Raw genomic sequence first — 26,270 nt, 5'->3', positions numbered from 1 at the left:
GCCCCACGCCGCACCGGGGTAGCGTCGAGGGCGTGCCCGTCTGCCCCGGACCTTCCACGGTCGTCTTCGACCCCAGCCTGACGGCCTACGACTTCGGCCCCGGCCACCCCATGTCGCCGCTGCGGGTCGACCTGACCATGCGGCTGGCCGAGGAGCTCGGTGTCGTCGGCGAGGGCGGGCTGCGCATGGTGCCGGCCCCCATGGCCGACGAGGAGCGTCTGGTCACGGTGCACGACCCCGCCTTCATCGAGGCCGTGGTGCGCGCCGGCAGCTCGGGGCGCGCGGAGCCCGACTTCGGGCTCGGCACCGAGGACGACCCCGTCTTCCGCGGCATGCACGAGGCCTCCGCCCACGTGGTCGGCGCCAGCGTCGAGGCCTTCCGCCAGGTCTGGTCGGGGGACTCGCTGCACTCCGCGAACATCTCCGGCGGCCTGCACCACGCGATGCGCGACCGGGCCAGCGGCTTCTGCATCTACAACGACGTCGCCGTCGGCATCCGCTGGCTGCTCGACCAGGGCGTGGAGCGGGTGGCCTACGTCGACCTCGACGTCCACCACGGCGACGGCGTCGAGCGCGCCTTCTGGGACGACCCCCGCGTGCTCACCGTGTCGCTGCACGAGACCGGGCAGCTGCTCTTCCCCGGCACGGGCTTCGCCACCGACACCGGCGGCGAGGGGGCGGAGGGCTCCGCGGTCAACGTCGCGCTGCCCCCGGGCACCGGCGACGCCGGCTGGCTGCGCGCCTTCCACGCCGTCGTGCCCCCGCTGCTGCGCGAGTTCGCCCCGCAGGTGCTCGTCACCCAGCAGGGCTGCGACTCCCACGCCGACGACCCGCTGGCGCACCTGATGCTCTCCGTCGACGGCCAGCGCGCCGCCTACCTCGCCCTGCACGACCTGGCCCACGAGGTGTCGCAGGGGCGTTGGGTGGCGCTGGGCGGCGGGGGCTACGAGCTGGTCCAGGTCGTGCCGCGGGCCTGGACCCACCTGCTCGCGGTGGTGGGCGGTCGCCCGCTCGACGCGCTCTCGGCCACGCCGGGCGGCTGGCGCGAGCACGTCGAGCACACCCTGGGCGTCAACGCGCCGCTGCGGATGACCGACGGGCAGGACCCGGCGTACCGCGACTGGGCCGACGGTTACGACCCCGACACCTGGCTCGACCGGGCGGTGCACCAGACCCGGATGGCGGTCTTCCCGCTGCACGGTCTCGACCCCATGCCCTAACTGGACCACCGCCCTCCCGGGGCGGTCCGATCCGGCCCGTGCAAGCCGACACGCCGAGCCGATCAGTCCAACTCGCGTCCCCTCTTCCCCACGAGTCACTTCTGGCCCTATTCTCACGGCTACGTGGCCGTGGGAGCACTGGCGGGGAAGCTGGTGGCGTGCCGCAACAGAAAGTCGGTGCTCGATGATTGCCAACACGCCCGGAGACATCTCCGACGCCAATTTCCTGACCGTCGCCGAGGTGGCGGCCATGATGCGCGTCTCGAAGATGACGGTCTACCGCCTGGTGCACAACGGCGACCTCGCCGCGGTGCGCGTGGGTCGTTCCTTCCGCGTCCGTGAGGAGGACGCCAACGAGTACATCCGGCGCAGCTTCTACGACGCCGGCTGACCGCCCTGCCGGCGGGGACGGTCTGCTCGGGCGACCCTGATTCTGCGGCTCACCTCCGGGCGGATAGGCTGACCGGGCCCTGCGTCGACACGCAGGGCCTACCAGTCTCGAAAGGTTCACCCGTGGGTTCTGTCATCAAGAAGCGGCGCAAGCGCATGGCCAAGAAGAAGCACCGCAAGCTGCTCAAGAAGACGCGCGTCCAGCGTCGCAAGCTCGGCAAGTAAGACCGGCCGGTCGGTCGAGGTGTCGTGAGCCGCGTCGTGCTCGTGACCGGGGTCTCCCGAGACCTCGGTCGCCGCTTCGCGCGCACGCTGGCCCTCGACCCGACCGTCAGCCGTGTCATCGGCGTCGACGTCACCCCGCCCCGGGGCGACTTCGGCGACGTGTCGTTCGTGCGGGCCGACATCCGCAACCCGGTGATCGCCAAGGTGATCGCCAAGGAGGACGTCGACACCGTCGTCCACATGAGTGTCATCTCCACCCCCAGCGGTGCCGGGGGCAGGAACTCGATGAAGGAGCTCAACGTCATCGGGACGATGCAGCTCCTCGCGGCGTGCCAGCGCGCCGAGACCGTGAGCCGTCTCGTCGTGAAGTCGACGACGACGGTCTACGGCGCCAGCAACCGTGACCCGGCGATGTTCACCGAGGACATGGAGCCCCGGCGTCCCGCCCGGGCGGGCTACGCCAAGGACGTCGCCGAGATCGAGGGCTACGTCCGCGGCTTCGCGCGGCGCCGCCCCGACGTGGGCGTCACCATGCTGCGCTGCGCCAACGTGATCGGGCCCCACGTCTCCAGCCCGATGACGTCCTACTTCCGCAGCCCCGTCGTGCCCACCGTGCTCGGCTACGACGCCCGGCTGCAGTTCCTGCACGAGCGCGACCTGTTCTCCGCGCTCAGCCACGCCGTGACCGAGGACGTCGCCGGCACCTACAACGTCGCCGGCGACGGCATCCTCATGCTCTCGCAGGCCGTACGCCGCCTCCAACGCCCCACCGTGCCGCTGCCCGGCCTGGCCCTGGGACGACTCTCCTCGACGCTGCGCTCGACCGGGATCGCCGACCTGTCGCCCGAGCTGCTCGGCATGCTGACCTACGGCCGCGGTGTCGACACCACGCGCATGCGCGAGGGTCTCGGCTTCACCCCCGAGTTCAGCACCGCGGAGGCCTTCGCCGACTTCGCCGCCCTCATGCCCAGCGGCCCCCGGCGCAGCGAGCGCGTGCTCGCCGGGCTCGGCCGGGTCTTCCCCGTGCCCGACCCCGACCCGGTCGGCCCCCGCGCCGTGCCGGCCCTCGGGAGCGACCGTGGGTGACGCCGAGATCATCCCCATCGGCACCCGCGGACGGCCCGGACGAGGCACGGGCACGGCGCCGTCGTCGGCCGCCCGCGGTCTCGCCGGTGGAGCCGGCGGGGAGCCGCGTCCGGTGCGACGCAAGGTCGACGCCGCCCGCCGCGCCGACGCGGCGACCGGGCCGGTGGACGAGGCCCCCGACGCCCCGGACCCCGCCACCGAGCCCGCCACCGAGCCCCTCGTCGAGCCGTCCGGCACGGAGCCTCCCGCTGCGACCATGACCGAGGGGGAGTCGCCGCGGCCCGCGGTGACCGCGCGCGAGCGGCACCCGCACGCCGGCATCCCGGCCGCCGACCTGCTCGCGGCCTTCCAGCACGCCAGCCGGGAGCTGTTCGGCGAGCAGTGGGAGGCGCAGCTGGCCCACTTCCTGGCCTTCCTGCGCCGTCGCGTCACCGGCGACTACGCCGTCGACGAGTACGGCTTCGACCAGGAGGTCACGCAGCGCTTCTTCATGGCGGCCCTGCGTCCGATCGCCGAGAAGTGGTTCCGCATCGAGGTGCGCGGCATCGAGAACATCCCGGCCGAGGGCGGTGCCCTGGTGGTCTCCAACCACTCGGGCACGCTGCCGATCGACGGTCTGATGACGATGGTGTCGATCCACGACCGCGCCGAGCGCTTCCTGCGCCCGCTCGGCGCCGACCTGGTCTTCCGGATGCCGTTGGTCAGCTCCCTGGCCCGCAAGAGCGGCGCCACCCTGGCCTGCTCCGAGGACGCCGAGCGGATGCTGCGCGGCGGCGAGCTGGTCGGGGTGTGGCCCGAGGGGTTCAAGGGGATCGGCAAGCCCTACTCGCAGCGTTACAAGCTGCAGCGCTTCGGTCGCGGCGGGTTCGTCTCCGCCGCCCTGCGCACCGGCGTGCCGATCGTGCCGCTGTCGGTGGTCGGCGCCGAGGAGATCTACCCCCTCGTCGGCAACATCCCGTCGCTGGCCCGCCTGCTGGGCGTGCCGTACCTCCCCATCACGCCGCTCTTCCCGCTGCTCGGGCCGCTCGGTCTCGTGCCGCTGCCCTCGAAGTGGCTGCTGGAGTTCGGCGAGCCGATCCGCACCGACGAGTTCGACGCCGGTGCCGCCGACGACCCCATGCTCGTCTTCGACGTCACCGACCAGGTGCGCGAGACCATCCAGCAGACGCTCTACACGCTGCTGATGGAGCGCGAGTCCGTCTTCCGCTGATCCTCGTTTCCGTCCGGAACCGGCAGGCGCGGCCCGGGTGGTCGGAGTCGATCAGCCGCCGGTGAGCGGGTCGGTCAGACCGCCCACGACGCCACCCACACCACCGACGACGCCGCCCACGGTGTCCTCGAGGTCGTCGACGACCTCGCCGAGGTCCTCACCCACGTCGCCGCCGCCGGGACCCGAGACGGGCTCGTCGCCGTCGAGGAGGTCGGTGAGGGGGTCCTTGCCGCCGCCGGTGGAGGGGGAGCCGTCGTCGCCGCCACCGCCACCGGGGGAGGGGCTGGGGAGCACCTCGGTGGGGCCGGTCTGGCCGCCCTGCGGCGGCACCGTGACACTGCCGGGACCCAGCGGCTGCTGGCGCTGACGGGGACGGGTGGTCTCGGAGTCGGCGCGCGCGCCGGTGCCGGCGGTGAGCACGTCGTCGCTGAGCCGGCCGACGGCCTGCAGCAGCCACGACGGGATCCGGGTGATCCCCTCGCCGGCGCAGGCCGGGCACAGCTGGTCGACCTGCGCGTCGATGGTGGCGAGCACGTCGCCGGCGCGCACGAGGGAGCCCCGGGTCTCCTCGGGCAGCAGGCCCGAGAGGGCGTCGAGGTCGGCCAGGCTGGTGGCGGTGAAGTCCTTGAGCTCGGTGATCGAGCCCTCCCGACCGGTCTCGGCGTAGTCGCCGATGAGCAGGTCGCCGGCCTCGGCGGCCTGGACCGCGAAGTCGTCGAGGGTGCGGGCGATCACCGCGGTGTCCTCGACCTCGCCGGAGCGGCTCAGCTGGTCGACCTCGGCCAGACGGCCCGAGGCGTTGGCCAGGAGCGTGGCGCCCTTGTCGTCGTCGCCGACGCTGACGCCGGTGTGGGCGTTCTCGATCGCGCGCTTGAGCGGGTAGAGCACGTCACCGGGCAGCGCGCTCTGGGCGGCCACGGCCATCGTGGAGGTGGCGCCGACGACCGCGAGACCACCGATGGCGGCGGCGAGGCGCCGCTCGCGACGGCCGTGGCGGGGAGCGACGGTGAGGCGGTCGACGACCGCGGGGGACGTGCGCGTGGCGACCAGCTCCGAGGCCGCCGCGGTCATCAGCCGCTCGCGCAGGTCGAGCACGAAGTCGGGCCGCGGCTCGGGGACGGGCTCGGCGCGCAGGGCCTCGACGAGGGCGAGCAGCTCGGCGTGGCGCGCCGCGTCGGCCCGGCCGGTCGAGGAGTCCTCGACGAGACGGGCGAACTCCTCCGCGCGGCGTCGTGCCGGGCGGAAGGCGTCGCGGTGACCGGTGCTCATCCCTGCTGTCCTGTCGTCGTCGCCGAGGGGCTCGGCAGATGGGTCGGGGCGCCGGACGCGCGGTGGGCCGACACCAGGGAGAACGACGCGCCGGGCGCGAAGGTTACGCCTCGTGACGAGGCGATCGCCACGGGATCGCAGCAGGGTGCAGGCACTCGGGCAGGCACGCTGCGCAAGCGGGGGAGGGAGGCGGCGGAGGCGGTCATCAGTCGCGGATCCCCTCGGGCATCAGCTTGGCCAGGTTGCGCACGCCGCGCAGCTGGAGCTGCTTGATCGCGCCGTCGCTGCGGCCGAGCACGGCTGCGGTCTCGGCGATGCTCATGCCCTGCAGGAAGCGCATCACCAGGCAGTCGCGCTGCTCGTCGGGGAGCTCGCCGAGCGCGCTCACCAGCATCTCGTTGGTCAGGCCCGCGAGCACGGTGGCCTCCGGGCTCTCGGTCGCGTCGTCGTGCTGACCCATGTCCTCGGTGGTCAGCTCGAGGCGGGTGCGACCGGCCTTGAAGTGGTCGGTGGCCAGGTTGCGCGCGATGGTCATCAGCCAGGCGCCGAAGTCCTTGCCCTGCCAGCGGAAGTTCTGCATGCTCCGCAGCGCCCGGAAGAAGGTCTCGGAGGTGAGGTCCTCGGCCAGCGAGGAGGACCGGGTGCGGTAGTAGAGGAAGCGGTAGACCGCGACGTGGTAGTGGTCGTAGAGCAGGCCGAAGGCCTCGCTGTCGCCACCGCGGGCCAGCTCGACCAGCGCGATGAGGCGCGTGCGGTCGGCCTCCGACTCCTCCGACGACGTGGCCAGGTCGCCGTCGCCGAAGCCTCCGGGGCCCCCGGCCCCGGGGACCCCGGGACGGTCGTCGGCGCCGGCGGCCTCGGTGCGCAGGGCGGACCAGGCGGGGCCGTCGGGGGCCAGGAGGGGCGTGGGGGCCAGCAGGGTCGCGACCGCGACACGCAGGGCGTCGAGCCCGCGCGCGACGTCATCGGCGTCCCACGGCATGTCGCTGCGTCCTCCCCACGTGCTCCCCCACAGAGCCACTCGATGGTAGGACGCCGCGGAGCCGGTGGGAATGGAATCGGGCAAATGAAATGTGACACGGAGTTACATCTCCGGGTCGGGCGGTGTCGACGCCGGCAAGCGGCGCCGACGACTCCGGAGGGTCAGCCGCGGCGGCCGCGCACCGCGACGCCGGCGGCGACGGTGCCGCTGACGGCCCCGGCGGCGGCACCGACGAGCAGCCCGGCGCGGGCGGCCTTGCGCCCGGTGCGGTAGTCGCGGACGCGCCAGCCCTGCTCGCGGGCGTGGTGGGCCAGCCGGGAGTCGGGGTTGATGGCGCAGGCGTCGCCGACCATCGAGAGCATCGGCAGGTCGTTGAAGGAGTCGGAGTAGGCCGAGCACAGGGAGAGGTCGAGGCCTTCCCGGGTCGCCAGGGCGCGCACCGCCTCGGCCTTGGCCGGGCCGTGCAGCATGTCGCCCACCAGGCGGCCGGTGTAGACGCCGTCCTCGGTCTCGGCCACCGTGCCCATCGCGCCGGTCAGCCCGAGCCGTCGCGCGATGATGCGGGCGATCTCGACCGGTGCGGCCGTGACCAGCCAGACCCGCTGCCCCTGGTCGAGGTGGAGCTGGGCGAGGGCCCGGGTGCCGGGCCAGATGCGGTGGGCCATGGCCTCGTCGAAGATCTCCTCGCTGAGCTCCTCCAGCTCGGTCACGGTGTGACCGGCGATGAAGCCGAGCGCGGAGTTGCGGGCCTCGGCGACGTGGTCGGGGTCCTCCACGCCCACCACCCGGAAGTAGGCCTGCTTCCAGGCGGCCCCGACGATCTCGCGGGTGGTGAAGAACTTGCGCCGGTGCAGCCCGCGGGCCAGGTGGAAGATGCTCGCGCCCTGCATCACGGTGTTGTCGACGTCGAAGAAGGCCGCACGCAGCGGGTCGGCCGGCATGTGCAGGGCGGTCTCCACCTCGGCGGCCGCGGCCGCGGCCTCGCCGGCCAGCGTCGAGCGCTGCTGCAGGTTGGGGAGCGTGCGCCGCTCGGCCGGGGGTGTCACGAGACCAGACTAGGAGATGTGGCGTCGGTCTCCCACCCTGCGCCGTGTGGGAAGATCGCCCGCATGCCGACGCCGTCCGACGCCGCCTCCGAGGCGGGTCTCAGCGGCCTGCTCGGCCTGGCCGCCAGCCGCAGCCCCGACAAGCTGGCCGTCGTCGAGGCCGAGGGCCCGCAGGCCCGCGGCGTCACCTGGGCCGAGCTCGACGACGAGGTCGGGCGGGTCGCCACCGGCCTCGGGGCCGCCGGTGTCGTGGCCGGACACCGGATCATGCTGGCCCTCGGCAACCGCATCGAGTTCGTGGTCGCCTACCTCGCGGCCCTGCGGGTGCAGGCCGTGGTCGTGCCGGTCAACCCCCGGGGCAGTCGCGACGAGCTGGTGCGCACGCTCGCCGACAGCGGCTCGCGACTGGTGCTCGCCGACGCCGGCTCGGTCACCCGGGTCCGCGAGGCCGTGGCCCGGCTGACCGCGCTGCTCGACGCGCAGGACCCCGCCGACCCCGCCGACCCCGCCGACCCCGCCGACCCCGCCGGCGACACCTCGCCGCCCGTGCCCCCCGAGGTGCTGGCGCGGGCCCGGCGTCCGCGGCTGGTCGTCGTGGGGGCCACGCTGCGACCGGGCGAGCGGTCCTACGACCACCTGCGGGCCTCCGCGCCCTCGAGGCCCCACCCACCCCTGCGCGACCCCGAGGCCCTCGCCGTGCTGCTCTACACCAGCGGCACCTCCGGCCGCCCCCGCGCCGCGATGCTCAGCCACCGCGCGCTGCGGGCCAACCTCGAGCAGGTCGCGGCGGTGGACCCGCCGATGATCCACGGCGACGACGTCGTGCTCGGCGCCCTCCCGCTCTTCCACGTCTACGGCCTCAACGCCGTGCTCGGCGGGGTGCTGCGCCACCGCGCCAAGCTGGTGCTGGTCGACCGCTTCGACCCGCTCGACGCGCTCGACCTGATCGAGGACCAGGCGTGCAGCGTCGTGCCCGTGGCACCGCCGGTCTTCGCGGCCTGGCGCCACGACGAGCACCTCGAGGAGCGGCTCGGACCCGTCCGCCTGCTGCTCTCCGGGGCGGCCCCCCTCGCGCCGGAGCTGGTGGAGGAGGTCTTCGGCCGCACCCGGGTGGTCGTGCACCAGGGCTACGGGCTGACCGAGGCCGCGCCGATCGTCACCAGCACGCTGTGCAGCCGGCGCCTCCAGGCAGGCTCGGTCGGCGCCGCCCTGCCCGGCATCGAGCTGCGCCTGGTCGACGAGGCCGGTGGCACGCCGGAGGGCGAGGACCCCGGCGAGATCCACCTGCGCGGCGCCAACCTCTTCAGCGGCTACTGGCCCGACGGCAGCGACGGGCCCGACGCCGAGGGCTGGTGGGCCACGGGCGACGTCGGCTTCCTCGACGCGAGCGGCGACCTCTTCCTCGTCGACCGGGTCAAGGAGGTCGTCATCGTGTCGGGCTTCAACGTCTACCCCGCCGAGGTCGAGGACGTCGTGCGCGAGGTCGTCGGCGTGCGGGAGGTGGCCGTCGTGGCCAGCCCCGACCCCGCCACGGGCGAGACGGTCGTCGCCTACGTGCGCGCGCCCGGGCAGGTGCCCGAGGAGGTCGTGGCCGCGATCCGCTTCCGCTGCGACCTGCGCCTGGCGCGCTTCAAGCGCCCGACCCGCATCGAGGTCGTCGACGCGCTCCCGCTGACGGTGACCGGCAAGGTGCAGAAGGGCGTGCTGCGCGCCGCCGAGCGCCGCCGGGCCGAGGGGTCGGCCCCGTGAGCCCCGTGAGTCCTGCGGCGCCGCGGGTGCGGATCTACTCGCGGCCGGGCTGCCACCTGTGCGAGCAGGCGCGCGGGGTCGTGGCGCAGGTGTGCGCCGAGCTCGGCGAGCAGTTCGAGGAGGTGTGGATCGACGACGACCCCGCCCTCGTCGAGGCGTACGGCGACGAGGTGCCGGTCACGACGGTCGACGGTCGCCGCCACGACTTCTGGCGCGTCGACCCGACCCGGCTGCGGGCCGCGCTCACCCGGGGCTGACCCGCCCGGGGCCGCCGGGCCCCGCCCAGGACCGACCCCGTGCGCGTGGGTCATCTCACATGTGCTAGCCCGGGTCGCGCCCGTGCGGCGCGAGGCCCCGCGGCACGGCGCGGGAGAGGCGGCGGGCGGGCTGCGGGAGCGGCGTACGGCCGGTTTGTTCTCCCGTTCACAAACTCCTACAGTGAATTCGCCGCGAAGCGAATCCGGGCTGTCAGGCCCCCGCCGTCCGCGGCTGGGCATGGAGACAGAGCAGTGACCGCACGGACTTCCCCCGAGGCGTCCCGGGACATCCCCGAGGCCACCGTGGCGCGACTCCCCGTGTACCTGCGCGCGCTCACGAGCCTCGTCGAGGCCGGCACCCGCACCTGCTCCAGCGAGGAGCTGGCCGGCGCGGCCGGCGTCAACAGCGCCAAGCTGCGCAAGGACCTGTCCTACCTCGGCTCCTACGGCACGCGCGGCGTCGGCTACGACGTCGACTACCTGCGCTACCAGATCGCCCGCGAGATCGGCGTGGAGCAGGACTGGCCCGTCGTCATCGTCGGCATCGGCAACCTGGGCCACGCCCTGGCGAACTTCTCCGGCTTCCGCAGCCGCGGCTTCCGGGTGGTGGCCCTGCTCGACGCCGACCCGAGCCGCCACGACGAGGTCGTCGCCGGCATCGACGTGCGCCCCTTCGTCGACCTGGAGGCGATCGTGCGCGAGCACGGCGTGGCGATCGGCGTCATCGCGACACCGGCGGTCGCCGCCCAGGACGTCGCCGACCGCATGGTCGGCTGCGGCATCACCAGCATCCTGAACTTCGCACCGACCGTGCTGTCGGTGCCCACGGGGGTCGACGTGCGCAAGGTCGACCTGTCCATCGAGCTGCAGATCCTCGCCTACCACGAGCAGCGCAAGGCCCAGGGCGAGGCGACGCCCGCGACGACGGGCCCCGGCGACCCGGCTCACGACGAGCTGGTCCGAGAGGAGACGGCATGAGCGTCCTGGTCGTGGGGATCTCCCACAACTCCGCCCCGGTCTCGCTGCTGGAGCAGGTGGCGCTCGACCGCGACGGGGTGGCCAAGCTCGTCCACGACGTCGCCTCGTGCGACCACGTCACCGAGGCCACCGTCATCTCCACCTGCAACCGGCTCGAGGTCTACGCCGACGTCGACCGCTTCCACGGCTCGGTCGAGGAGCTGTCGACGCTGCTGGTCGACCGCGCGGGCGAGGCGACCGAGACGATGCTGCCGCACCTCTACGTGCACTACGACGACGGCGCGGTCTCCCACCTCTTCCAGGTCGCGGCCGGCCTCGACTCGATGGCCGTCGGCGAGGGCCAGATCCTCGGCCAGACCCGCGAGGCGCTGCGCCTGGGCCAGGAGCTCGGCACGGTGGGCACCTCCCTCAACGTGCTCTTCCAGCAGGCCCTGCGCGTCGGCAAGCGCTCGCGCGCCGAGACCGACATCGACCAGGCCGCCCCCTCGCTGGTGACCGCCGCACTCGCGCGCGCCCGCGACGAGATCGGCGAGGTCGCCGGCCGCCGCGTGCTGGTGCTGGGCGCCGGGGCCATGGCCGGTCTGTCGGTGGCCACGGTGAGCCGGCTGGAGGCCGGCGAGGTCGTCGTGCTCAACCGCACCCCGGAGCGCGCCCGCCGCCTGGCCCGCGAGTACGACGCGCGCCCCGCCTCGCTCTCGGAGCTCGGCGCCGAGCTCGCCCACGCCGACGTGGTCGTCACGTGCACCGGCGCCACCGGGGTGCTCGTCACCCGCGACATGGTCGCGGCCGCGCGGCCCGACGGCCGCCCGCTGGTGCTGCTCGACCTCGCGCTGCCCCACGACGTCGACCCCGCGGTGGCCGACCTGCCGGGCGTCACCCTGGTCAACCTCGCCGAGCTGGCCTCCGAGGTGCAGGACTCCGACGCGGGTCTCGAGGTCGCCGCCGTGCGCAGCATCGTCACCCAGGAGGTCGCGGCCTTCCTCACCGCCCGCCGCCAGGCCAGCGTCACCCCGACGGTCGTCGCGCTGCGCTCGATGGCCACCTCGGTGGTCGACGCCGAGATGACCCGGCTCGGCAACCGCCTGCCCGACCTCGACGAGGCGGCGCGCGCCGAGATCCTCCACACGGTGCGCCGGGTGGCCGACAAGCTGCTCCACGAGCCGACCGTGCGCGTGCGCGAGCTGGCCAACGAGGCCGGCGCGGTCTCCTACGCCGCGGCGCTCGCCGAGCTCTTCGCCCTCGACCCCGAGGCGGTCTCGGCCGTGACCCGCCCCGCCGTGCCCGACGACGCCCGCCGGGGCTCCGCGTGAGCGCCCCCGTGCGCGTGGGCACGCGCCGCTCGCTGCTGGCCACCACCCAGGCTGGCACCGTGGCCGACCTGGTGCGCGACCTGCTGGGCCGCGAGGTGGTGCTCGTCGAGGTCACCACCGAGGGCGACCGCAGCCAGGCCGCCGGCACCCCGCTGGTGCAGTCGAGCTCCACCGGGGTCTTCGTCGGCGCCCTGCGCGACGCCCTGCTGCGCGGCGACGTCGACGTGGCCGTCCACTCGCTCAAGGACCTCCCCACCTACCCCGCCGCCGGCATCGCGCTGGTCGCCGTACCCGAGCGCGAGGACCCGCGCGACGTCGTCGTGGGCCGCGACGGGCTGACCCTCGGCGAGCTGCCGGTCGGCAGCCGGGTCGGCACGGGCTCGCCGCGCCGCGCCGCCCAGCTGCACGCGCTCGGCCTCGGTTTGGACGTCGTCGGCGTCCGTGGCAACGTCGACTCGCGCATCGCCAAGGTGCGCGCGGGCGACGTCGACGCCGTCGTCCTGGCGCGGGCCGGGCTGGCCCGGATCCACCGGCTCGAGGAGGTCAGCGAGGTGCTCGACCCGCTGCAGGTGCTGCCCGCCCCCGGGCAGGGCGCGCTGGCCGTGGAGTGCCGCGCCGAGGACCCCCTCGCCACCGACCTGGCCGCGCTCGACCACGCCCCCACCCGGGCCGCGGTCGAGGCGGAGCGCGCCGTCCTGGCCACCCTCGAGGGCGGCTGCTCGGCCCCCATCGGCGCCCTCGCGGACGTCGTCGAGGGCGAGGACGGCGACGAGCTGTGGGTGAGGGCCGTGGCGCTCTCGCTCGACGGAACCCTCTCGGTGCGGAAGTCCGCATCCGGGAGCACCTCCGACGCCGTCGGCGTCGGCACCCGGTTGGCGCAGGAGATGCTCGCCGACGGGGCAGGACAGCTGGACCAGCCAGGCCCAGCCATCGATACCGATCCAGACAGGGACTCATGAGCATGACGCGAGCCAAGTCCAGCCAGACCAGCGCCACGACCAGCCCGAGCCGGGGCTGGGTGTCGTTCGTCGGCAGCGGCCCGGGTGACCCCGACCTGCTGACCGTGCGCGCCGTCGACCTCGTGCGCCAGGCCGACGTGGTCGTCACCGAGTCCCCCGAGCACGTCGCGCTCGTGCGCACGCTGCTCGGCCTGCCCGAGCCCGTGGAGCCGGCCGACGGCGAGCCCGCCCCCGAGCCGGTCGGGCCCGAGATGGTCGACGGCGGCTTCGGCGAGGACGGCCAGCCGCTGACCCACGCCGCGCGCGCCAAGGTCGTCGTCAAGCAGGCCAAGCGCGGACGCCGCGTGGTGCGCCTCATGACCGGCGACCCCTTCCTCTACGCCTCCGGCCCCGAGGAGGCGCAGGCCTGCGCCAAGGCCGGCCTCGGCTTCGAGATCGTGCCGGGCGTCTCCTCGGTCAGCGCCGTGCCCGCCTACGCCGGCATCCCGCTGACCACCAAGGACCACCGCGAGGTCGCCGTGGTCACGTGCGACGCCAGCGTTGACTGGAGCCAGTACGCCGACGACCGCACCCTGGTGCTGCTCTCCGGCGTCGGCATGATCGGCGAGATCAGCAAGGCCCTGATGGCCGCCGGTCGCCCGGCCTCGACGCCGGTCGCCATGACCCGCGTCGGCACGACCACGACCCAGTCGACGGTCTGCTCGACGCTGGAGCACATCGCCGCCGACGCGCGCGCCGCCCGGATGAGCCCGCCGGCCGTCACGGTCATCGGCAAGGTCGTCGACCTGCGCGAGACGCTGTCGTGGTTCGAGACCAAGCCGCTCTTCGGCTGGCGCGTGCTCGTGCCGCGCACCAAGGACCAGGCCGGCGTCCTCTCCACCCGGCTGCGCGGCTACGGCGCGGTGCCCGAGGAGGTCCCGACGATCTCGGTGGAGCCGCCGCGCAACCCGCTGCAGATGGACAAGGCCGTGCGCGGCCTGGTCGAGGGCCGCTACGAGTGGATCGCCTTCACCTCGGTCAACGCCGTCAAGGCCGTGCGCGAGAAGTTCGAGGAGTACGGCCTCGACGCCCGCGCCTTCTCCGGGCTGAAGATCGCCGCGGTCGGCGACAAGACCGCGGCCGCGATCGCGGCCTGGGGCCTGAGGGCCGACCTGGTGCCCTCCGGCGAGCAGTCGGCCGCCGGCCTGCTGGCCGACTGGCCCGAGTACGACGACGTCCTCGACCCGATCAACCGGGTCTTCCTGCCGCGCGCCGACATCGCCACCGAGAACCTCGTGGCCGGCCTGATCGACCTGGGCTGGGAGTGCGACGACGTCACGGCCTACCGCACGGTGCGCGCCACCCCGCCGCCGGCGCCGACCCGCGACGCCATCAAGACCGGCAAGTTCGACGCCGTGGTCTTCACCTCCTCCTCCACGGTGCGCAACCTGGTCGGCATCGCCGGCAAGCCGCACCCCTCCACGGTGATCGGCGTCATCGGCCCCGCCACGGCCAAGACCGCCGAGGAGCACGGGCTGCGCGTCGACGTCATGTCGCCCAAGCCCGACGTCGAGGAGCTGGTCGACGCGCTGGCCGACTTCGGCGCCGCGCGCCGGGCCGCCATGGTGGAGCAGGGCCAGGCCGTCACGCGGCCCTCCGACCGCAAGCCGTCGGCGCGCTCGCGCAAGGTCCGCGCGGAGTGAGCCCGGCCGCGCCCGGGGGCCCGACGGACCCCGTCGTCCACCCGCCGGTGGCCGGACCGACCATCCGGCCCCGGCGGCTGCGCACGACGCCGGCCCTGCGCCGCATGGTCGCGGAGACCTCCCTGGAGCCGCGCCAGCTCGTGCTGCCGCTCTTCGTGCGCGAGGGGCTCTCCGAGCCCGTGCCGATCACCTCGATGCCCGGCGTCGTGCAGCACTCGCGCTCGAGCCTGCTCGGCGCGGTCGCCGAGGCCGCCGAGCTCGGCCTGGGCGGGGTGATGCTCTTCGGCGTGCCCGAGCACAAGGACGCCACCGGCTCGGGTGCGCTCGATCCCGCGGGGATCCTCAACCTGGCCATCACCGACGTGGTGGGCGAGGTGGGCGACGCGCTGACCGTCATGAGCGACCTGTGCCTCGACGAGTTCACCGACCACGGCCACTGCGGGGTGCTCACCCCCGACGGGCGCGTCGACAACGACCGCACCCTGGCGATCTACGCCGAGATGGCGCGCGCCCAGGCCCACGCCGGCGTTGACATGGTCGGCCCCAGCGGCATGATGGACGGCCAGGTGCGGGTCATCCGTGAGGCGCTCGACGCCGCCGAGCACACCGACGTGTCGATCCTGGCCTACTCCACGAAGTACGCCTCCGCCTTCTACGGCCCCTTCCGCGAGGCCGTGGACTCCTCCCTCCAGGGCGACCGGCGCACCTACCAGCAGGACGGCGCCAACGCCCGCGAGGGCGTGCGGGAGGCGCTCCTCGACGTCGAGGAGGGCGCCGACATGGTGATGGTGAAGCCGGCGCTGGCCTACCTCGACGTGCTGCGCCAGGTGCGCGACGCCGTGCGGGTGCCGGTGGCGGCCTACAACATCTCGGGGGAGTACTCCATGGTCGAGGCGGCCGCCGCGCGCGGCTGGATCGACCGCGAGCCCGCGATCCTGGAGACGCTGACCTCGATCCGGCGCGCCGGCGCCGACGTGGTGCTCACCTACTGGGCCGCCGAGGCGGCCCGGCTGCTGCGCCGCTGACCTCGTGCCCGCCCGGCCCCGCCGGTGGGGCGGGGGCCGGACCGAGGGCCGGGCGGGCCCCGGTCACGATCAGGGCGTCGTGTAGTCCTCGACGCACTGGTCGAACTTGTCGGTGCTGCTCAGCGGGTTGTCGAGCAGGCCCTCGAGGGTGCACTGCACGATCGCCTGGGCCACGGTGAGCACGTCGTCGACGGGCTCGACGCCGGTCTCGGGCAGGTCGGGGAGGTCGGGCACCGGCAGCTGCGGGCCGTTGCCGCCCCCACCGGGGGTGGTGGGGTTGGTCGGGCCGGTGGGCCCGCCGTCGCCCTTCGGCGGGGTGGTGGGAGCCGGGTCCTCGGCCTGCGGGGTCGAGTCGACCTGGGGCTGCTGCGGCTGCGCCTGCGGCTGGCCGCCGCCCTGGCTGGGGCCGCGGGCCGGCGGCGGCTTCGGCGGGGTGTAGTCGGGGTCGGGCATGATCACGCCGGCCGCGGTGGTCGAGCTCGGCACCGAGGTGTAGTCGCCGTCGGTGTAGGCGTCCATGATCGACAGCACGAGCTGCACGTAGTCGTCGGAGCGGTTGTAGCGGAAGACCGAGGCCTCCTGGCCCGCGGTGGTCGACAGGTCGTCGCTGCCGGAGCAGAGGTAGACCGCCGTGCCGAGCGCGGCGTCGTCGACGTCCTGCGGGTCGCGCCGACCGTCGCCGTCGGCGTCGACGCCGACCGAGCGCCAGGTGGACGGGATGAACTGCATCGGGCCGACGGCGCGGTCCCACTGCGTGTCGTTGTCCAGCTCCCCGGCGTCAGTGTCGGAGATGGCCTGGGTGTTGTTGCGCCCGTTGAGGGCGATGCCGTAGATCCCGGGCTGGGCGACGCCGTCGGCGTCGAGGGTGTTGCCGGCGTACTGGCCGTGGTTGGACTCGACGCGACCGATGGCCGCGACCAGCTGCCACGGCAGGTTGCAGGACTTGTCGGCGGCGTTGATGACGGTCTCGGCGCGCTGGTAGGCGGCCAGCGCGGCCGACGGGATGCCGGAGCTGGAGGCGGTGGAGACGGCCTGCTGGGCGCGGCGGCCGTCGAGGCCGTCGGCGAGCCCGGCGAGGGAGCCGCCGCCGGAGACCGAGGCCGGCGCCTCGATGGCCTGCGCCGGCACGGTCGAGCCGTCGGGCAGGGAGGTGGGGTCGGCGAGCTCGGCCGACACGGGGACGGTGGTGGCTGCGGGGCCGACCAGCGAGGCGGTCCAGGCCGCCGACACGAGCGCGAGCGGGACCAGGGCGGTCACGCTCTTGACGCGTGCGGTCTTCTTCGCTGCCATGCTTCTCGTCTCCCGGTGGTGTCGCTCGTCGTGCTCCCTCAAGCACCTGTGACGGACCTAACGGAGGATGTCACGTCCAGGTTACGGACCGGTAGGAATCCCAGGATCCGTCGCGTGGGTCACATTCTCCGTCCGCCCGGGCATCCTCCCCGGCCCGGTCGGCCCGCAAACGCCCCCTCCGGCGCGCCGAGGAGGTGTCCGGCAGGTGGTTCGGTGTGCTCCCGGTCACGGCTTGGTCGCTCCGGGGCCCGCCGCGACTTCGTGTCGTTGGCGCCGCGAGGGATGATGAGGGCGTGAGTCCCGCACCCACCGACGCCCACCCGCCCGCACCGCCCACGGCCTCCGGAGAGCTCTTCGCCCGGGCCCACGCGGTGACCCCCGGTGGTGTGAACTCCCCGGTGCGCGCCTTCAACGCCGTCGGAGGCACCCCCCGCTTCATCCGCTCGGCCAGCGGGGCCTGGCTCACCGACGTCGACGGCAACGACTACGTCGACCTCATCTGCTCCTGGGGCCCGATGCTGCTCGGCCACGCCCACCCCGAGGTGATGTCGCAGGTGCAGGCCGCGGTGGCGCGCGGCACGTCGTACGGCACCCCGACCGAGCCCGAGGTCCTGCTGGCCGAGGAGATCGTCGCGCGCACGCCGGTCGACAAGGTCCGCTTCGTCTCCTCCGGCACCGAGGCCACCATGTCGGCCATCCGGCTGGCCCGCGGCTTCACCGGTCGCGACGTCGTCGTGAAGTTCGCCGGGTGCTACCACGGCCACGTCGACGCCCTCCTGGCCTCGGCCGGCTCGGGTCTCGCCACCTTCGCCGTGCCGGGCACCCCCGGCGTGCCGGCCTCCTCGACCGAGCTGACGCTGGTGCTGCCCTACAACGACCGGGCGGCGGTGGAGAGGGTCTTCGCCGAGCACGGCGACCGCATCGCCTGCCTGGTCACCGAGGCCTCGCCGGGCAACATGGGCGTCGTTCCCCCCGAGCCGGGCTTCAACCGCTTCCTGGCCGAGACCTGCACCCGCCACGGCGCGCTCTTCGTGAGCGACGAGGTGATGACCGGCTTCCGGGTGACCCGCGAGGGCCAGTGGGGCCTCGACGGCAAGGTCGAGGGCTGGCGCCCCGACCTGATCACCTTCGGCAAGGTGATGGGCGGGGGCTTCCCGGCGGCGGCCTTCGGGGGTCGAGCCGACGTGATGTCGCAGCTCTCGCCCGAGGGGCCGGTCTACCAGGCCGGCACCCTGTCGGGTAACCCGGTCGCGACCACGGCCGGTCTGGCCACGCTGCGCCTGGCCACCGACGAGGTCTACGCCCACATCGGCGCCGCCGCCGAGACGATCAAGGTCGCGGCCGCCGAGGCGCTCACGACGGTCGGCCTGCCGCACGTCGTGCAGGCCACCGGCACGATGTTCTCGGTGTTCCTCACCGAGGGCCCGGTCCGCGACTTCGAGGACGCCTCGCGCACCGACGCCCCCGCCTACGCCGCCTTCTTCCACGCGATGCTCGAGCGCGGCGTCTACCTCCCGCCGTCGGCCTACGAGGCGTGGTTCCTCTCCGCCGCCCACGACGACCGCGCCGTGCAGACCGTGCTCGACGCCCTGCCCCACGCCGCCCGTGCGGCCGCCGCCGCGAGGAGCGTCGCATGAGCAGCCCCGACACGATCGTCCACCTGATGCGCCACGGTGAGGTGCACAACCCCGAGGGCGTGCTCTACGGACGCCGCGACGGCTTCCACCTCTCCGCGCTCGGGGTGCGGATGGCCGAGAAGGTCGCCGACACGATCAAGGACCGCGACATCGTCCACCTGCGGGTCTCGCCGCTGGAGCGGGCCCAGGAGACGGCGCAGCCGCTGGCGCAGGCCCGTGGCCTCGACGTCGTCACCGACCCGCGGGTCATCGAGTCGACCAACAAGTTCGAGGGCGAGCAGTTCGGGGCGGGCAGGAACGCCCTGCGCAACCCCGCGACGTGGCGCCACCTGTGGAACCCCTGGAAGCCCTCCTGGGGCGAGCCCTACACCGACATCGTCGCGCGGATGATGTCGGCGGTCCACGACGCGCGGATCGCCGCGGCCGGTCACGAGGCGGTCGTGGTCTCCCACCAGCTGCCCATCTGGACCACCCGGCTGGCCGCGGAGAAGCGCTCCTTCCTCCACCACCCCAAGAGCCGCACCTGCACGCTCTGCTCGCTGACCTCGCTGCACTTCGTCGGCGACCGGCTGACCCAGGTCTCCTACTCCGAGCCCGCCGGCGACCTGATCCCGGTCGGCGACCGGTCGGCGCCCTTCTCCGCCGGCGGCACCACGGAGGAGTCGAAGCCGTCATGACCCCTCGCGCGCGCCGGCTCACGGCCGGCCTGGCCCTGGCCTGCTCGGTGGTGCTCGGCACCGCGGGCTGCTCGTCGCTGCGCGGCACCGACGACGGGGTCACCTACATCCAGGGCGGGGGCGCGGTCTCCGAGTACGCCCCCGACGAGCGCGAGGAGCCCGTGGTGCTGCGCGACCAGCCCACGACCACGGGCGGCACGGTCAGCATCGAGCCGGGCACCGTGACGGTGGTCAACGTGTGGTGGAGCGGCTGCGGGCCCTGCCGCACCGAGATGCCGCTGCTCACCGAGGCCGACCGCGAGCTCGGCGACAGCGTCGACTTCGTGGGCATCAACATCCGCGACACCAGCGCCACCCAGGCCGCGACCTTCGAGCGGGCGCGCGGCGTCGACTACCCCTCGATCTACGCCCCCGACGGGCGGGCGCTGCTGGCCTTCTCGGGCTCGGTCGCGCCCCAGACGATGCCCTCCACCGCGGTGCTCGACACCGAGGGCCGGGTGGCCGCGGTGATCAGCGGCGAGATCCCGAGCAAGCAGACCCTCCTCGACGTGGTCGAGACGGTCGTCGAGGAGGGCTGAGGCGTGGGTGACTGGTTCGGCCAGACGGCCTTCTCCGGCTCGCTGCTGCTCGCCGTCCCGGTGGCGGTGATCGCGGGGCTGGTCTCCTTCTTCTCGCCCTGCGTGCTGCCGCTGCTGCCCGGCTACCTCTCCTACGCCACGGGGCTCTCGGGCGCCGACATCGCCAGCGGCGACGTGCGCCGCGGGCGCATGCTCGCGGGCGCGGTGCTCTTCGTGCTCGGCTTCTCGGTGGTCTTCGTGCTCATCGGCATGGCCAGCGGCTCGGTCGGGGGCTGGCTGATCGTCAACCAGCGGCTGCTCGAGGTCGTGCTGGGGGTGGTCACCATCGTGCTGGGCCTGGCCTTCCTCGGGCTGGTGCCCTTCCTGGCCCGCGACCTGCGGGTGCACAAGGTGCCCGCGGTCGGCCTGGCCGCCGCACCGGTGCTGGGCTTCCTCTTCGGCGTCGGCTGGGCGCCCTGCATGGGCCCGACCCTGGGCGTCATCTTCACCCTCGCCTTCAACGAGGGCACGGCCGCCCGCGGGGGCCTGCTGATGGGGCTCTACTCCCTCGGCCTGGGCCTGCCCTTCATCGTCGCCGCGCTCGTGTGGCGCCGGGCGCTCGGCGCGCTGGCCTTCGTGCGCCGCCACCAGCAGGTCGTCACCCGCATCGGCGGCGGCATGCTGCTGCTGGTGGGCGTGCTCCTGCTCACCGGTGCCTGGGGCGAGATGGTCGCCTGGCTCCAGATCCACCTCGTCTCGGGCTACCAGGTGAGCGTGTGAGCACCGCGACGAAGGAGCGCGCCTCCGGCGCCACGCCGCCGCCGCGGCGTGCCGGCGAGCTGACCCTGGGCGAGCTGCTGCGCTTCGGCTGGCGCCAGCTCACCTCGATGCGCACCGCGCTCATCCTCCTGCTGGTGCTGGCCCTGGCCGCCGTGCCGGGCTCGATCGTGCCGCAGGAGGGCGTCGACGCGCTCAAGACGTCGAACTGGAAGGACGCCCACCCCACGCTCACGCCGATCTACGAGCGTCTGAGCCTCTTCGACGTCTACGGCTCGCCGTGGTTCGCGGCGATCTACATCCTGCTGATGATCTCGCTCATCGGCTGCATCATCCCGCGCACGTTCCACTACTGGCGCGGCCTGCGCGCCGTGCCGCCGGCGGCCCCGCGCAACCTGACCCGGCTGCCCGACAGCACCAGCTACACCACCGACGAGGACGTCGCCGAGGTCGAGGAGCGCGCCCGGCGCCTGCTGGCCAAGCGGGGCTACCGCGTGCGCCCGGCCCGCGACGGCGAGGACGCCGTGAGCGCCGAGCGCGGCTACCTGCGCGAGGCCGGCAACCTGGTCTTCCACCTCTCGGTGGTGGTGGTGCTGGTCGGCTTCGCCGTGGGCAGCCTGCTGGGCTACAAGGGCGGCGTGATCCTGCTCGTCGGCGACGACGCCGGCTTCACCAACCGGCTCACGCAGTACGACGACTTCGTGCCCGGCACCCTCTTCGGGGCCGACCAGCTCGACGACTTCGCCTTCGACGTCGACTCCTTCGACGTGGACTGGCTCGACAGCGGCCCGGCCCAGGGCCAGGCCCGCGGCTTCGTCAGCCACGTCTCCTACGTCGAGGGCCTCGACGACGCCCCCACCGAGTACGACCTGCGCGTCAACCACCCGCTGCAGATCGACGACACCGAGATCTTCCTCATCGGCCACGGCTACGCCCCCGTCATCACGGTGCGCGACGGCGAGGGCAACGAGGTCTACAGCGGGCCGACGATCTTCCTGCCGCAGAGCCCCGACTTCCTGTCCTTCGGCGTGGTCAAGGCCGCCGACGCCCAGCCGGGGCAGATCGGCCTGGAGGGGTTGTTCTACCCCACCTTCATCAACGTGGAGGGCGACCCGGTCAACGTCATGGGCGAGGCCAACAACCCCACGCTGTCGATGCAGGTCTACACCGGCGACCTCGGCCTCGACCAGGGCCAGTCGCAGTCGGTCTACGTGCTCGACAAGGCCGACGCCGAGCTGGTCACCAAGGCCGACGGCTCGCCCTTCCGCCTCGACCTGCAGGAGGGCCAGACCGAGACCCTGCCCGACGGGCTGGGCACGGTGACCTTCGAGGGCCTCGAGCGGTGGAACCGCATCCAGATCAGCCAGACCCCCGGCAAGGAGGTCGCCCTCATCGGCGTCTGCCTGGCCCTGCTCGGCCTGCTCGGCTCCCTCTTCATCCGCCCGCGTCGCGTCTGGCTGCGGGCGCGTCGCGAGGGGGGGAGCACACTGGTCGAGGTGGCCGCGCTCGACCGCTCCGGCGGCGGCGACGTGGGCGTCGTGCTCCAGCAGCTGGTCGCCGACCTCCGTCCCGGGGCCACCCCCGGCCACACCCCCGGTGCCGACGGCGCCGGACCCGCAACCACCGAGGAGAAGACGTCGTGAGCGACAGTGCATGGGAGGCCCTGAGCAACCAGGCCGTGGCCGCCGCAGGGCTGGTCTACTTCCTGGCCCTGCTGGCCCACCTGGTCGAGTGGAGCGCGCTGCGCAAGGTGCCCGTGGAGGCCGGCGCGCGGGAGACCGCGACGGTCGGCGCGGGCGGCCCGGCCGCCCCGGCGTACGGCGCGAGCGCCGAGCCGGCCGCGGGGTCCGAGGGCCCCGACCACGAGCACCGCATCGACCTCTTCGGGCGCATCGGCTTCTCGCTGACCGTGGTCGCGGGCCTGGTGCACGCCGTCTCGCTGCTCGCGCGCGGGATGGCCGCCGACCCCAACCGGGTGCCGTGGGGCAACATGTACGAGTTCACGCTCTCGGGCACCTTCGTGGTGACCCTGCTCTACGTCGTGATGCGTCGGCGCCTCGGGCTGAGCTGGATGGCCCCGCTCGTCGTCGGCTTCGTGCTCGTGCTGCTCATGGTCGACGTCATCTGGCTCTACGCCCCGGTCTCCCCGCTCACGGAGGCCCTCAACTCGCCCTGGCTGGTCATCCACGTGGTCTCGGCCGTGATCGCGACCGGCGCCTTCAGCCTCGGCGGCATCTGCTCGGTGCTCTACCTGCTCAAGGAGCGCTCGATCACCAAGGGCCGTGAGTCGTCCACCGGCTACCTCTCGCGGGTGCCGTCGCTGGCCGTGCTCGACCGGGTGTCCTACCGCCTGCACGCCTTCGCGTTCCCGGTGTGGACCTTCGCGGTGCTCATCACCGGCCCGATCTGGGCCCACCAGGCCTGGTCGAACTACTGGAACTGGGACCCCAAGGAGGTGTGGGCGTTCATCACCTGGGTCGTCTACGCCGCCTACCTCCACGCCCGCTCCACGGCCGGCTGGAAGGGTCGCAACGCCGCCTACCTCGCGCTGCTCGGCACCGCCACGCTGTGGTTCAACTTCATCGGGATCAACTTCTTCTCCACGACCTCGCAGCACAGCTACGCCGCCCCGGAGCCGGCCCCCGTGGTCGCCGAGGCGCCGGTGCTGGCCGGCGGGGCCTGACCCCCTGCGGTCCGCCCTGAGGGGCGGGGCCCGCGCGAGCGCGGGTCGCGCGGCTGAGGTGGTCGCGGCTCAGGTGGTCGCGGGCGGGCTGTCCGGGTCGTCGGGGTGCAGCCGCTTGCGGTCGAGGTCGCGCAGGAAGTCCTCGTCGTCGTCGGGAGCGACGATCCGGGGCTTGGGCTTGGGGCCCTTGGGTGCGGGCCGCGACGGCCGCGCCGCCGGGCGCTGCGGGCCCTGCTCGAGCAGGCCGCGGCGCTGGATGACGCGGATCGTGAGGTACGTCGCGAGGGCGAAGACGGCGATCACCAGCAGGAACTTGAGCACCCCTCCAGCGTAGGTGCCCGGTGGTCACCGGGCCCGCGACCGCGACCGGTCGCCTCGGGGCCGGTGCCGGGTGCGGGCTACCCTGGGGGCGTGAAGGAGTTCGTCGTCTACACCGCCCTGCGCCTGGTCCTCTTCGCGGCCTCGCTGGCCGTCGTCATGGGCGTGTGGCTCAGCGTCGCCGGTCAGGCCAACCTGCTGTGGTCCTTCGTGCTCGCCTTCGTCATCAGCGGCATCGGCTCCTACTTCCTGCTCAACGGCCCGCGCGAGGCCTTCGCCCGGCGCGTCGACGAGCGGGCCCGCCGCGCGGCCAGCCGCTTCGAGGAGATCAAGGCGCGCGAGGACGCCGAGGACGCCGAGGACGAGCAGCGGCGCAGCGACGCCGGCGAGGCGCCCCGCGCCTGACCCGGCGCCCGCGTCCCACCCCTCGCGCGGCCGACCCGGCCGGCGCCCGCGAGGCCGTGGGTCAGCGCTTGCGGCGGTCGATCGAGCGCTGCACGCGGCTCTCGGACTGCCCGAGCACCTTCGCCATCAGCGGCACCCGGAACTTCCAGGCGGCGACGGCGGCGACCACGACGAGGACGAAGATCAGGAAACCCATGCCGCCAGCGTAGGTCGGGCCAGGTCGTGCCCGGTCGCGCCGGGTCAGGCGAGGACGAGCAGCGGCACGGCGGTGAGCACGGCCCAGGCCAGCTCGCCGGCCCCGGTCGAGGCCAGCACGGGGATCAGGCCCGGGCCGACGGCCCCGCCGAGCACGGTGCGCACCCCGCGGGCGGCCACGACCAGGAAGCCGAGACCGAGCATCGCCCACCAGGTGGTGAGCGCGGCGAGGGCCACGACGGCCAGGGCCGCGAGCCCCACGAGCCCGACGTAGAGCCGGCGGGTGCGGCGCTCGCCGAGCTTGACCGCGAGGGTGCGCTTGCCGGCGAGGGTGTCGGAGGGGATGTCGCGCAGGTTGTTGACCACGAGGATGGCGCAGGCCAGGGCACCGATGCCGACGGCGGCGGCGAGCGCCGCGGCGAGGTCGCCGGCCGCCAGCGACGCGGTCTGCACGTAGGTCGTGCCGACGACGGCGACGAGGCCGAAGAAGACGAAGACCATGACCTCGCCCAGGCCGAGGTAGCCGTAGGGGTTCGAGCCGCCGGTGTAGTACCAGGCGGCCACGATGCTGACCAGGCCGACCGCGACGAGCCACCAGGCGGTGGTGGCCGCGAGCACCAGTCCGGCGACCCCGGCCACGCCGAAGGCGAGGAAGGCGGCCCGCTTGACCGCGGCGGCGGGCGCCGCGCCCGACCCGACCAGCCGCATCGGCCCGACCCGGTCGTCGTCGGTGCCGCGGATGCCGTCGGAGTAGTCGTTGGCGTAGTTGACCGCGACCTGCAGCGCCAGGCTCACCACGAGGGCGAGCACGGCCTTCCACCACATCGCCTCGTCGACGAAGGCGGCGACGCCCGTGCCGGCGAGCACCGGGGAGACGGCGGCGGGCAGGGTGCGCGGGCGCGCGCCGGCGATCCAGTCGGAGGGGGTGGCCACCGGAGGATTCAACCAGCCGCGGCTCGCGCGACCGCTCAGCGGGCGGGATCGAGGTCGTGGCGCACCAGGAAGCGCTGCGCGGCCCGGGCCGAGGGGTGCAGGGCGGTCGCGGCGACCACGGCGATGGCGGCGATGGCCAGCCAGCCCAGGGTGCCGACCTCCAGGGCGAGGAAGGTGTAGAGGGCGGGGGCGCCGATGTAGCCCAGCTGGCGGCCCAGGTTGCGGGCGCCCTGGTACTCCCCGCGCCGGTCGGGGTCGGAGAGCTCGGAGTCGAAGGACCAGCTCGCGGCCGAGAGGTAGAGCTCGGCGCCGGTCACGGTGACGTGGCCCAGCCAGATCAGGGCGATGGTGACCCAGCCGACGGTCTCGTGGGTGGCCAGGGTGATCACGCACGACACGACGAAGAACACGCTGCTGAGGCGCGCGGCCCGCAGGGCGGTGGTCACGTCGCGCACGCCCCGCGCGGCCCGCATGGGCAGGAAGATGCACATCACCGTGTTGGTGGCGAAGAGCAGCGCCAGCAGCACGCGCGGCGCGTCGGTCTCCTCCACCAGCCAGAGGGGGATCACCAGGTGCAGCAGCACCTGGTTGGTGTCGAGCACCCCGCCGAAGAACGACGTGGCCAGGAAGCCGCGGTTGCGCAGCGCGCCGGGCACCGTCCCGCCGGGCCCGGCCGCCCGCGCGTCGGAGGTGGCGGGAGCCGATGGCTCCGGGTCGTCGAGGGCGGCCTCGACCGCCGCCACGAGCGGGTCGGGGCGGTGCTGGTGCGCGGTGGCCGGCAGCCGGGTGATCCACCAGGCGTTGGCCGCCACCAGCACCGCGGTCAGCCAGGGCAGGGCGCGGATGACCGAGTCGTCCTCGAAGGCCAGGGCGATCCCGCCCAGCGCGGCGCCGAGGGTGAAGCCCAGGTTGAGCGCGGAGTACATGTAGGCCTGCGAGCGCACCCGCTCCGCGCGCGGCAGCAGGTCGAGCACGTAGGCGCCGCGCCCGGCGTTGCCGGCCCCGTTGACGATCTCCAGCACGATGCTCATCGCCAGGAAGGCGGCGAAGCCGTCGATGAAGGGCCACACGGCGTACATGAGGGCGGTGCCGAGGGCGCCCAGCGCCCAGGTGCGCTGGGGGCCCAGCCGGTCGGCCAGGCGCCCGGCCGGCACGGCGACGAGCATCGATACCACGCCGGCCACGGTGATGCCCAGGCCCACCTGGGCGGCGGAGAGCCCCACGACCTGGGTGAAGAAGACGGCGCTCGCGGTGAGGAAGGTGCCGTCGCCGATGGCGTAGAGCACCGACTGCACCGAGAGTCGTCCGGCCAGCGGGGTGGGCGGGGCCGCCTTCCGGGCTCCCGCCCGGGCGACGTCGACCAGGGTGCTCACGCCCCGCAGTGGATCACGCCTGGCTAGGGTCGGTCGC

27 protein-coding genes are annotated in these 26,270 nt (G+C 73.9%); 19 read left to right on the top strand and 8 right to left on the bottom strand.

The window, feature by feature from the left end; translation table 11 throughout:
• Positions 1 to 32 precede the first annotated feature (32 nt).
• The 5 genes from ASF47_RS15150 (at position 33) to ASF47_RS15135 (ending at position 4,131) form a co-directional block, all read left to right on the top strand.
• Positions 33 to 1,220: an acetoin utilization protein AcuC gene (locus ASF47_RS15150; protein ID WP_056864858.1), complete on the top strand. Its 1,188-nt coding sequence runs from the start codon at positions 33 to 35 to the stop codon at positions 1,218 to 1,220.
• A 184-nt stretch (positions 1,221 to 1,404) separates the two neighbouring features.
• The gene (locus tag ASF47_RS15145; protein ID WP_056864857.1) at positions 1,405 to 1,611 is read left to right on the top strand and encodes a helix-turn-helix domain-containing protein; all 207 of its coding nucleotides are present in this window, start codon (positions 1,405 to 1,407) and stop codon (positions 1,609 to 1,611) included.
• Positions 1,612 to 1,733: 122 nt separating this feature from the next.
• Positions 1,734 to 1,835: a 30S ribosomal protein bS22 gene (locus tag ASF47_RS20740; RefSeq protein WP_008356322.1), complete on the top strand. Its 102-nt coding sequence runs from the start codon at positions 1,734 to 1,736 to the stop codon at positions 1,833 to 1,835.
• Positions 1,836 to 1,859: 24 nt separating this feature from the next.
• A complete protein-coding gene (locus tag ASF47_RS15140) occupies positions 1,860 to 2,921 on the top strand; it encodes an NAD-dependent epimerase/dehydratase family protein (protein WP_056864856.1) in 1,062 nt (353 codons plus the stop codon).
• Positions 2,914 to 4,131: a lysophospholipid acyltransferase family protein gene (locus tag ASF47_RS15135; RefSeq protein ID WP_056864855.1), complete on the top strand. Its 1,218-nt coding sequence runs from the start codon at positions 2,914 to 2,916 to the stop codon at positions 4,129 to 4,131. The genes ASF47_RS15140 and ASF47_RS15135 overlap by 8 nt, the downstream gene beginning before the upstream one ends.
• Positions 4,132 to 4,182: 51 nt before the next feature.
• Here ASF47_RS15135 and ASF47_RS15130 read toward each other — a convergent pair whose 3' ends face one another.
• From ASF47_RS15130 to ASF47_RS15120, 3 genes are all read right to left on the bottom strand, one after another.
• Positions 4,183 to 5,400 (bottom strand): DUF5667 domain-containing protein, encoded by a 1,218-nt coding sequence (locus ASF47_RS15130; protein WP_056864854.1) that lies wholly within the window; start codon positions 5,398 to 5,400, stop codon positions 4,183 to 4,185.
• 205 nt (positions 5,401 to 5,605) lie between these two features.
• Positions 5,606 to 6,382, bottom strand: coding sequence for a sigma-70 family RNA polymerase sigma factor (locus ASF47_RS15125; RefSeq protein ID WP_056864853.1), 777 nt, complete (start codon positions 6,380 to 6,382; stop codon positions 5,606 to 5,608).
• Positions 6,383 to 6,543: 161 nt separating this feature from the next.
• On the bottom strand, positions 6,544 to 7,428 hold the full coding sequence (locus ASF47_RS15120) for an HAD family hydrolase (protein WP_200919146.1): 885 nt from the start codon (positions 7,426 to 7,428) through the stop codon (positions 6,544 to 6,546).
• A gap of 63 nt (positions 7,429 to 7,491) precedes the next feature.
• On the opposite strand from ASF47_RS15120, the gene ASF47_RS15115 reads away from it, so the two are divergent.
• The 7 genes from ASF47_RS15115 to hemB all read left to right on the top strand — a co-directional run bounded on the left by ASF47_RS15115 (position 7,492) and on the right by hemB (position 15,388).
• Positions 7,492 to 9,177: an AMP-binding protein gene (locus tag ASF47_RS15115; protein WP_056864852.1), complete on the top strand. Its 1,686-nt coding sequence runs from the start codon at positions 7,492 to 7,494 to the stop codon at positions 9,175 to 9,177.
• Positions 9,174 to 9,434, top strand: a complete 261-nt coding sequence (locus ASF47_RS15110) for a glutaredoxin family protein (RefSeq protein WP_082500379.1) — start codon at positions 9,174 to 9,176, stop codon at positions 9,432 to 9,434. Before ASF47_RS15115 ends, ASF47_RS15110 begins: the two co-directional genes overlap by 4 nt.
• A 252-nt stretch (positions 9,435 to 9,686) precedes the next feature.
• Positions 9,687 to 10,412 (top strand): redox-sensing transcriptional repressor Rex, encoded by a 726-nt coding sequence (locus ASF47_RS15105; protein WP_056864851.1) that lies wholly within the window; start codon positions 9,687 to 9,689, stop codon positions 10,410 to 10,412.
• Positions 10,409 to 11,722, top strand: a complete 1,314-nt coding sequence (locus tag ASF47_RS15100) for a glutamyl-tRNA reductase (protein ID WP_056864850.1) — start codon at positions 10,409 to 10,411, stop codon at positions 11,720 to 11,722. The genes ASF47_RS15105 and ASF47_RS15100 overlap by 4 nt, the downstream gene beginning before the upstream one ends.
• Positions 11,719 to 12,681, top strand: a complete 963-nt coding sequence (gene hemC / locus ASF47_RS15095) for a hydroxymethylbilane synthase (protein ID WP_056864849.1) — start codon at positions 11,719 to 11,721, stop codon at positions 12,679 to 12,681. Before ASF47_RS15100 ends, hemC begins: the two co-directional genes overlap by 4 nt.
• Positions 12,682 to 12,683: 2 nt before the next feature.
• Positions 12,684 to 14,363 (top strand): uroporphyrinogen-III synthase, encoded by a 1,680-nt coding sequence (locus tag ASF47_RS15090; RefSeq protein ID WP_056864848.1) that lies wholly within the window; start codon positions 12,684 to 12,686, stop codon positions 14,361 to 14,363.
• A gap of 47 nt (positions 14,364 to 14,410) precedes the next feature.
• Positions 14,411 to 15,388, top strand: a complete 978-nt coding sequence (gene hemB, locus ASF47_RS15085) for a porphobilinogen synthase (RefSeq protein ID WP_082500471.1) — start codon at positions 14,411 to 14,413, stop codon at positions 15,386 to 15,388.
• Between the two features lie 69 nt (positions 15,389 to 15,457).
• Here hemB and ASF47_RS15080 read toward each other — a convergent pair whose 3' ends face one another.
• A complete protein-coding gene (locus ASF47_RS15080) occupies positions 15,458 to 16,678 on the bottom strand; it encodes a lytic transglycosylase domain-containing protein (RefSeq protein ID WP_056864847.1) in 1,221 nt (406 codons plus the stop codon).
• Between the two features lie 293 nt (positions 16,679 to 16,971).
• On the opposite strand from ASF47_RS15080, the gene hemL reads away from it, so the two are divergent.
• Genes hemL through ccsB form a run of 6 tightly spaced genes read left to right on the top strand, consistent with a single transcriptional unit; the run spans position 16,972 to position 23,009 of the window.
• Positions 16,972 to 18,315, top strand: coding sequence for a glutamate-1-semialdehyde 2,1-aminomutase (gene hemL, locus ASF47_RS15075; protein WP_056864846.1), 1,344 nt, complete (start codon positions 16,972 to 16,974; stop codon positions 18,313 to 18,315).
• Positions 18,312 to 18,992 carry a histidine phosphatase family protein gene (locus ASF47_RS15070; protein WP_056864845.1) on the top strand — a complete coding sequence of 227 codons (681 nt, stop codon included), beginning with the start codon at positions 18,312 to 18,314 and terminating at the stop codon, positions 18,990 to 18,992. The genes hemL and ASF47_RS15070 overlap by 4 nt, the downstream gene beginning before the upstream one ends.
• A complete protein-coding gene (locus ASF47_RS15065) occupies positions 18,989 to 19,570 on the top strand; it encodes a TlpA disulfide reductase family protein (protein WP_056864844.1) in 582 nt (193 codons plus the stop codon). The genes ASF47_RS15070 and ASF47_RS15065 overlap by 4 nt, the downstream gene beginning before the upstream one ends.
• A gap of 3 nt (positions 19,571 to 19,573) precedes the next feature.
• Positions 19,574 to 20,329 carry a cytochrome c biogenesis CcdA family protein gene (locus ASF47_RS15060; RefSeq protein ID WP_056864843.1) on the top strand — a complete coding sequence of 252 codons (756 nt, stop codon included), beginning with the start codon at positions 19,574 to 19,576 and terminating at the stop codon, positions 20,327 to 20,329.
• Positions 20,326 to 21,969 carry a cytochrome c biogenesis protein ResB gene (gene resB, locus ASF47_RS15055; RefSeq protein WP_228942714.1) on the top strand — a complete coding sequence of 548 codons (1,644 nt, stop codon included), beginning with the start codon at positions 20,326 to 20,328 and terminating at the stop codon, positions 21,967 to 21,969. Before ASF47_RS15060 ends, resB begins: the two co-directional genes overlap by 4 nt.
• Complete coding sequence (gene ccsB / locus ASF47_RS15050; RefSeq protein ID WP_056864842.1) at positions 21,966 to 23,009, top strand: c-type cytochrome biogenesis protein CcsB; 1,044 nt, start codon at positions 21,966 to 21,968, stop codon at positions 23,007 to 23,009. Before resB ends, ccsB begins: the two co-directional genes overlap by 4 nt.
• Positions 23,010 to 23,078: 69 nt before the next feature.
• On the opposite strand, the gene ASF47_RS15045 is transcribed toward ccsB, so the two are convergent.
• Positions 23,079 to 23,330: a hypothetical protein gene (locus ASF47_RS15045; RefSeq protein ID WP_056864841.1), complete on the bottom strand. Its 252-nt coding sequence runs from the start codon at positions 23,328 to 23,330 to the stop codon at positions 23,079 to 23,081.
• A gap of 90 nt (positions 23,331 to 23,420) precedes the next feature.
• Here ASF47_RS15045 and ASF47_RS15040 point away from each other — a divergent pair, with 90 nt between their 5' ends.
• Positions 23,421 to 23,732, top strand: coding sequence for a DUF4229 domain-containing protein (locus tag ASF47_RS15040; protein WP_056864840.1), 312 nt, complete (start codon positions 23,421 to 23,423; stop codon positions 23,730 to 23,732).
• Positions 23,733 to 23,793: 61 nt separating this feature from the next.
• Here ASF47_RS15040 and ASF47_RS22115 read toward each other — a convergent pair whose 3' ends face one another.
• From ASF47_RS22115 to ASF47_RS15030, 3 genes are read right to left on the bottom strand one after another with little or no spacing between them, the layout of a single operon-like run.
• Positions 23,794 to 23,928, bottom strand: a complete 135-nt coding sequence (locus tag ASF47_RS22115) for a hypothetical protein (protein ID WP_264674774.1) — start codon at positions 23,926 to 23,928, stop codon at positions 23,794 to 23,796.
• A 44-nt stretch (positions 23,929 to 23,972) separates the two neighbouring features.
• Positions 23,973 to 24,860 carry a 1,4-dihydroxy-2-naphthoate polyprenyltransferase gene (locus ASF47_RS15035; protein ID WP_056864839.1) on the bottom strand — a complete coding sequence of 296 codons (888 nt, stop codon included), beginning with the start codon at positions 24,858 to 24,860 and terminating at the stop codon, positions 23,973 to 23,975.
• Positions 24,861 to 24,895: 35 nt separating this feature from the next.
• Entirely contained in the window at positions 24,896 to 26,233 is a 1,338-nt protein-coding gene (locus ASF47_RS15030) for an MFS transporter (RefSeq protein ID WP_235558769.1), read from the bottom strand.
• Positions 26,234 to 26,270: the final 37 nt, after the last annotated feature.

It is taken from the genome of Nocardioides sp. Leaf285 (genome assembly GCF_001422955.1).
GTDB lineage: Bacteria > Actinomycetota > Actinomycetes > Propionibacteriales > Nocardioidaceae > Nocardioides > Nocardioides kribbensis.
This window is presented reverse-complemented; position numbering and strand designations above follow the sequence as displayed.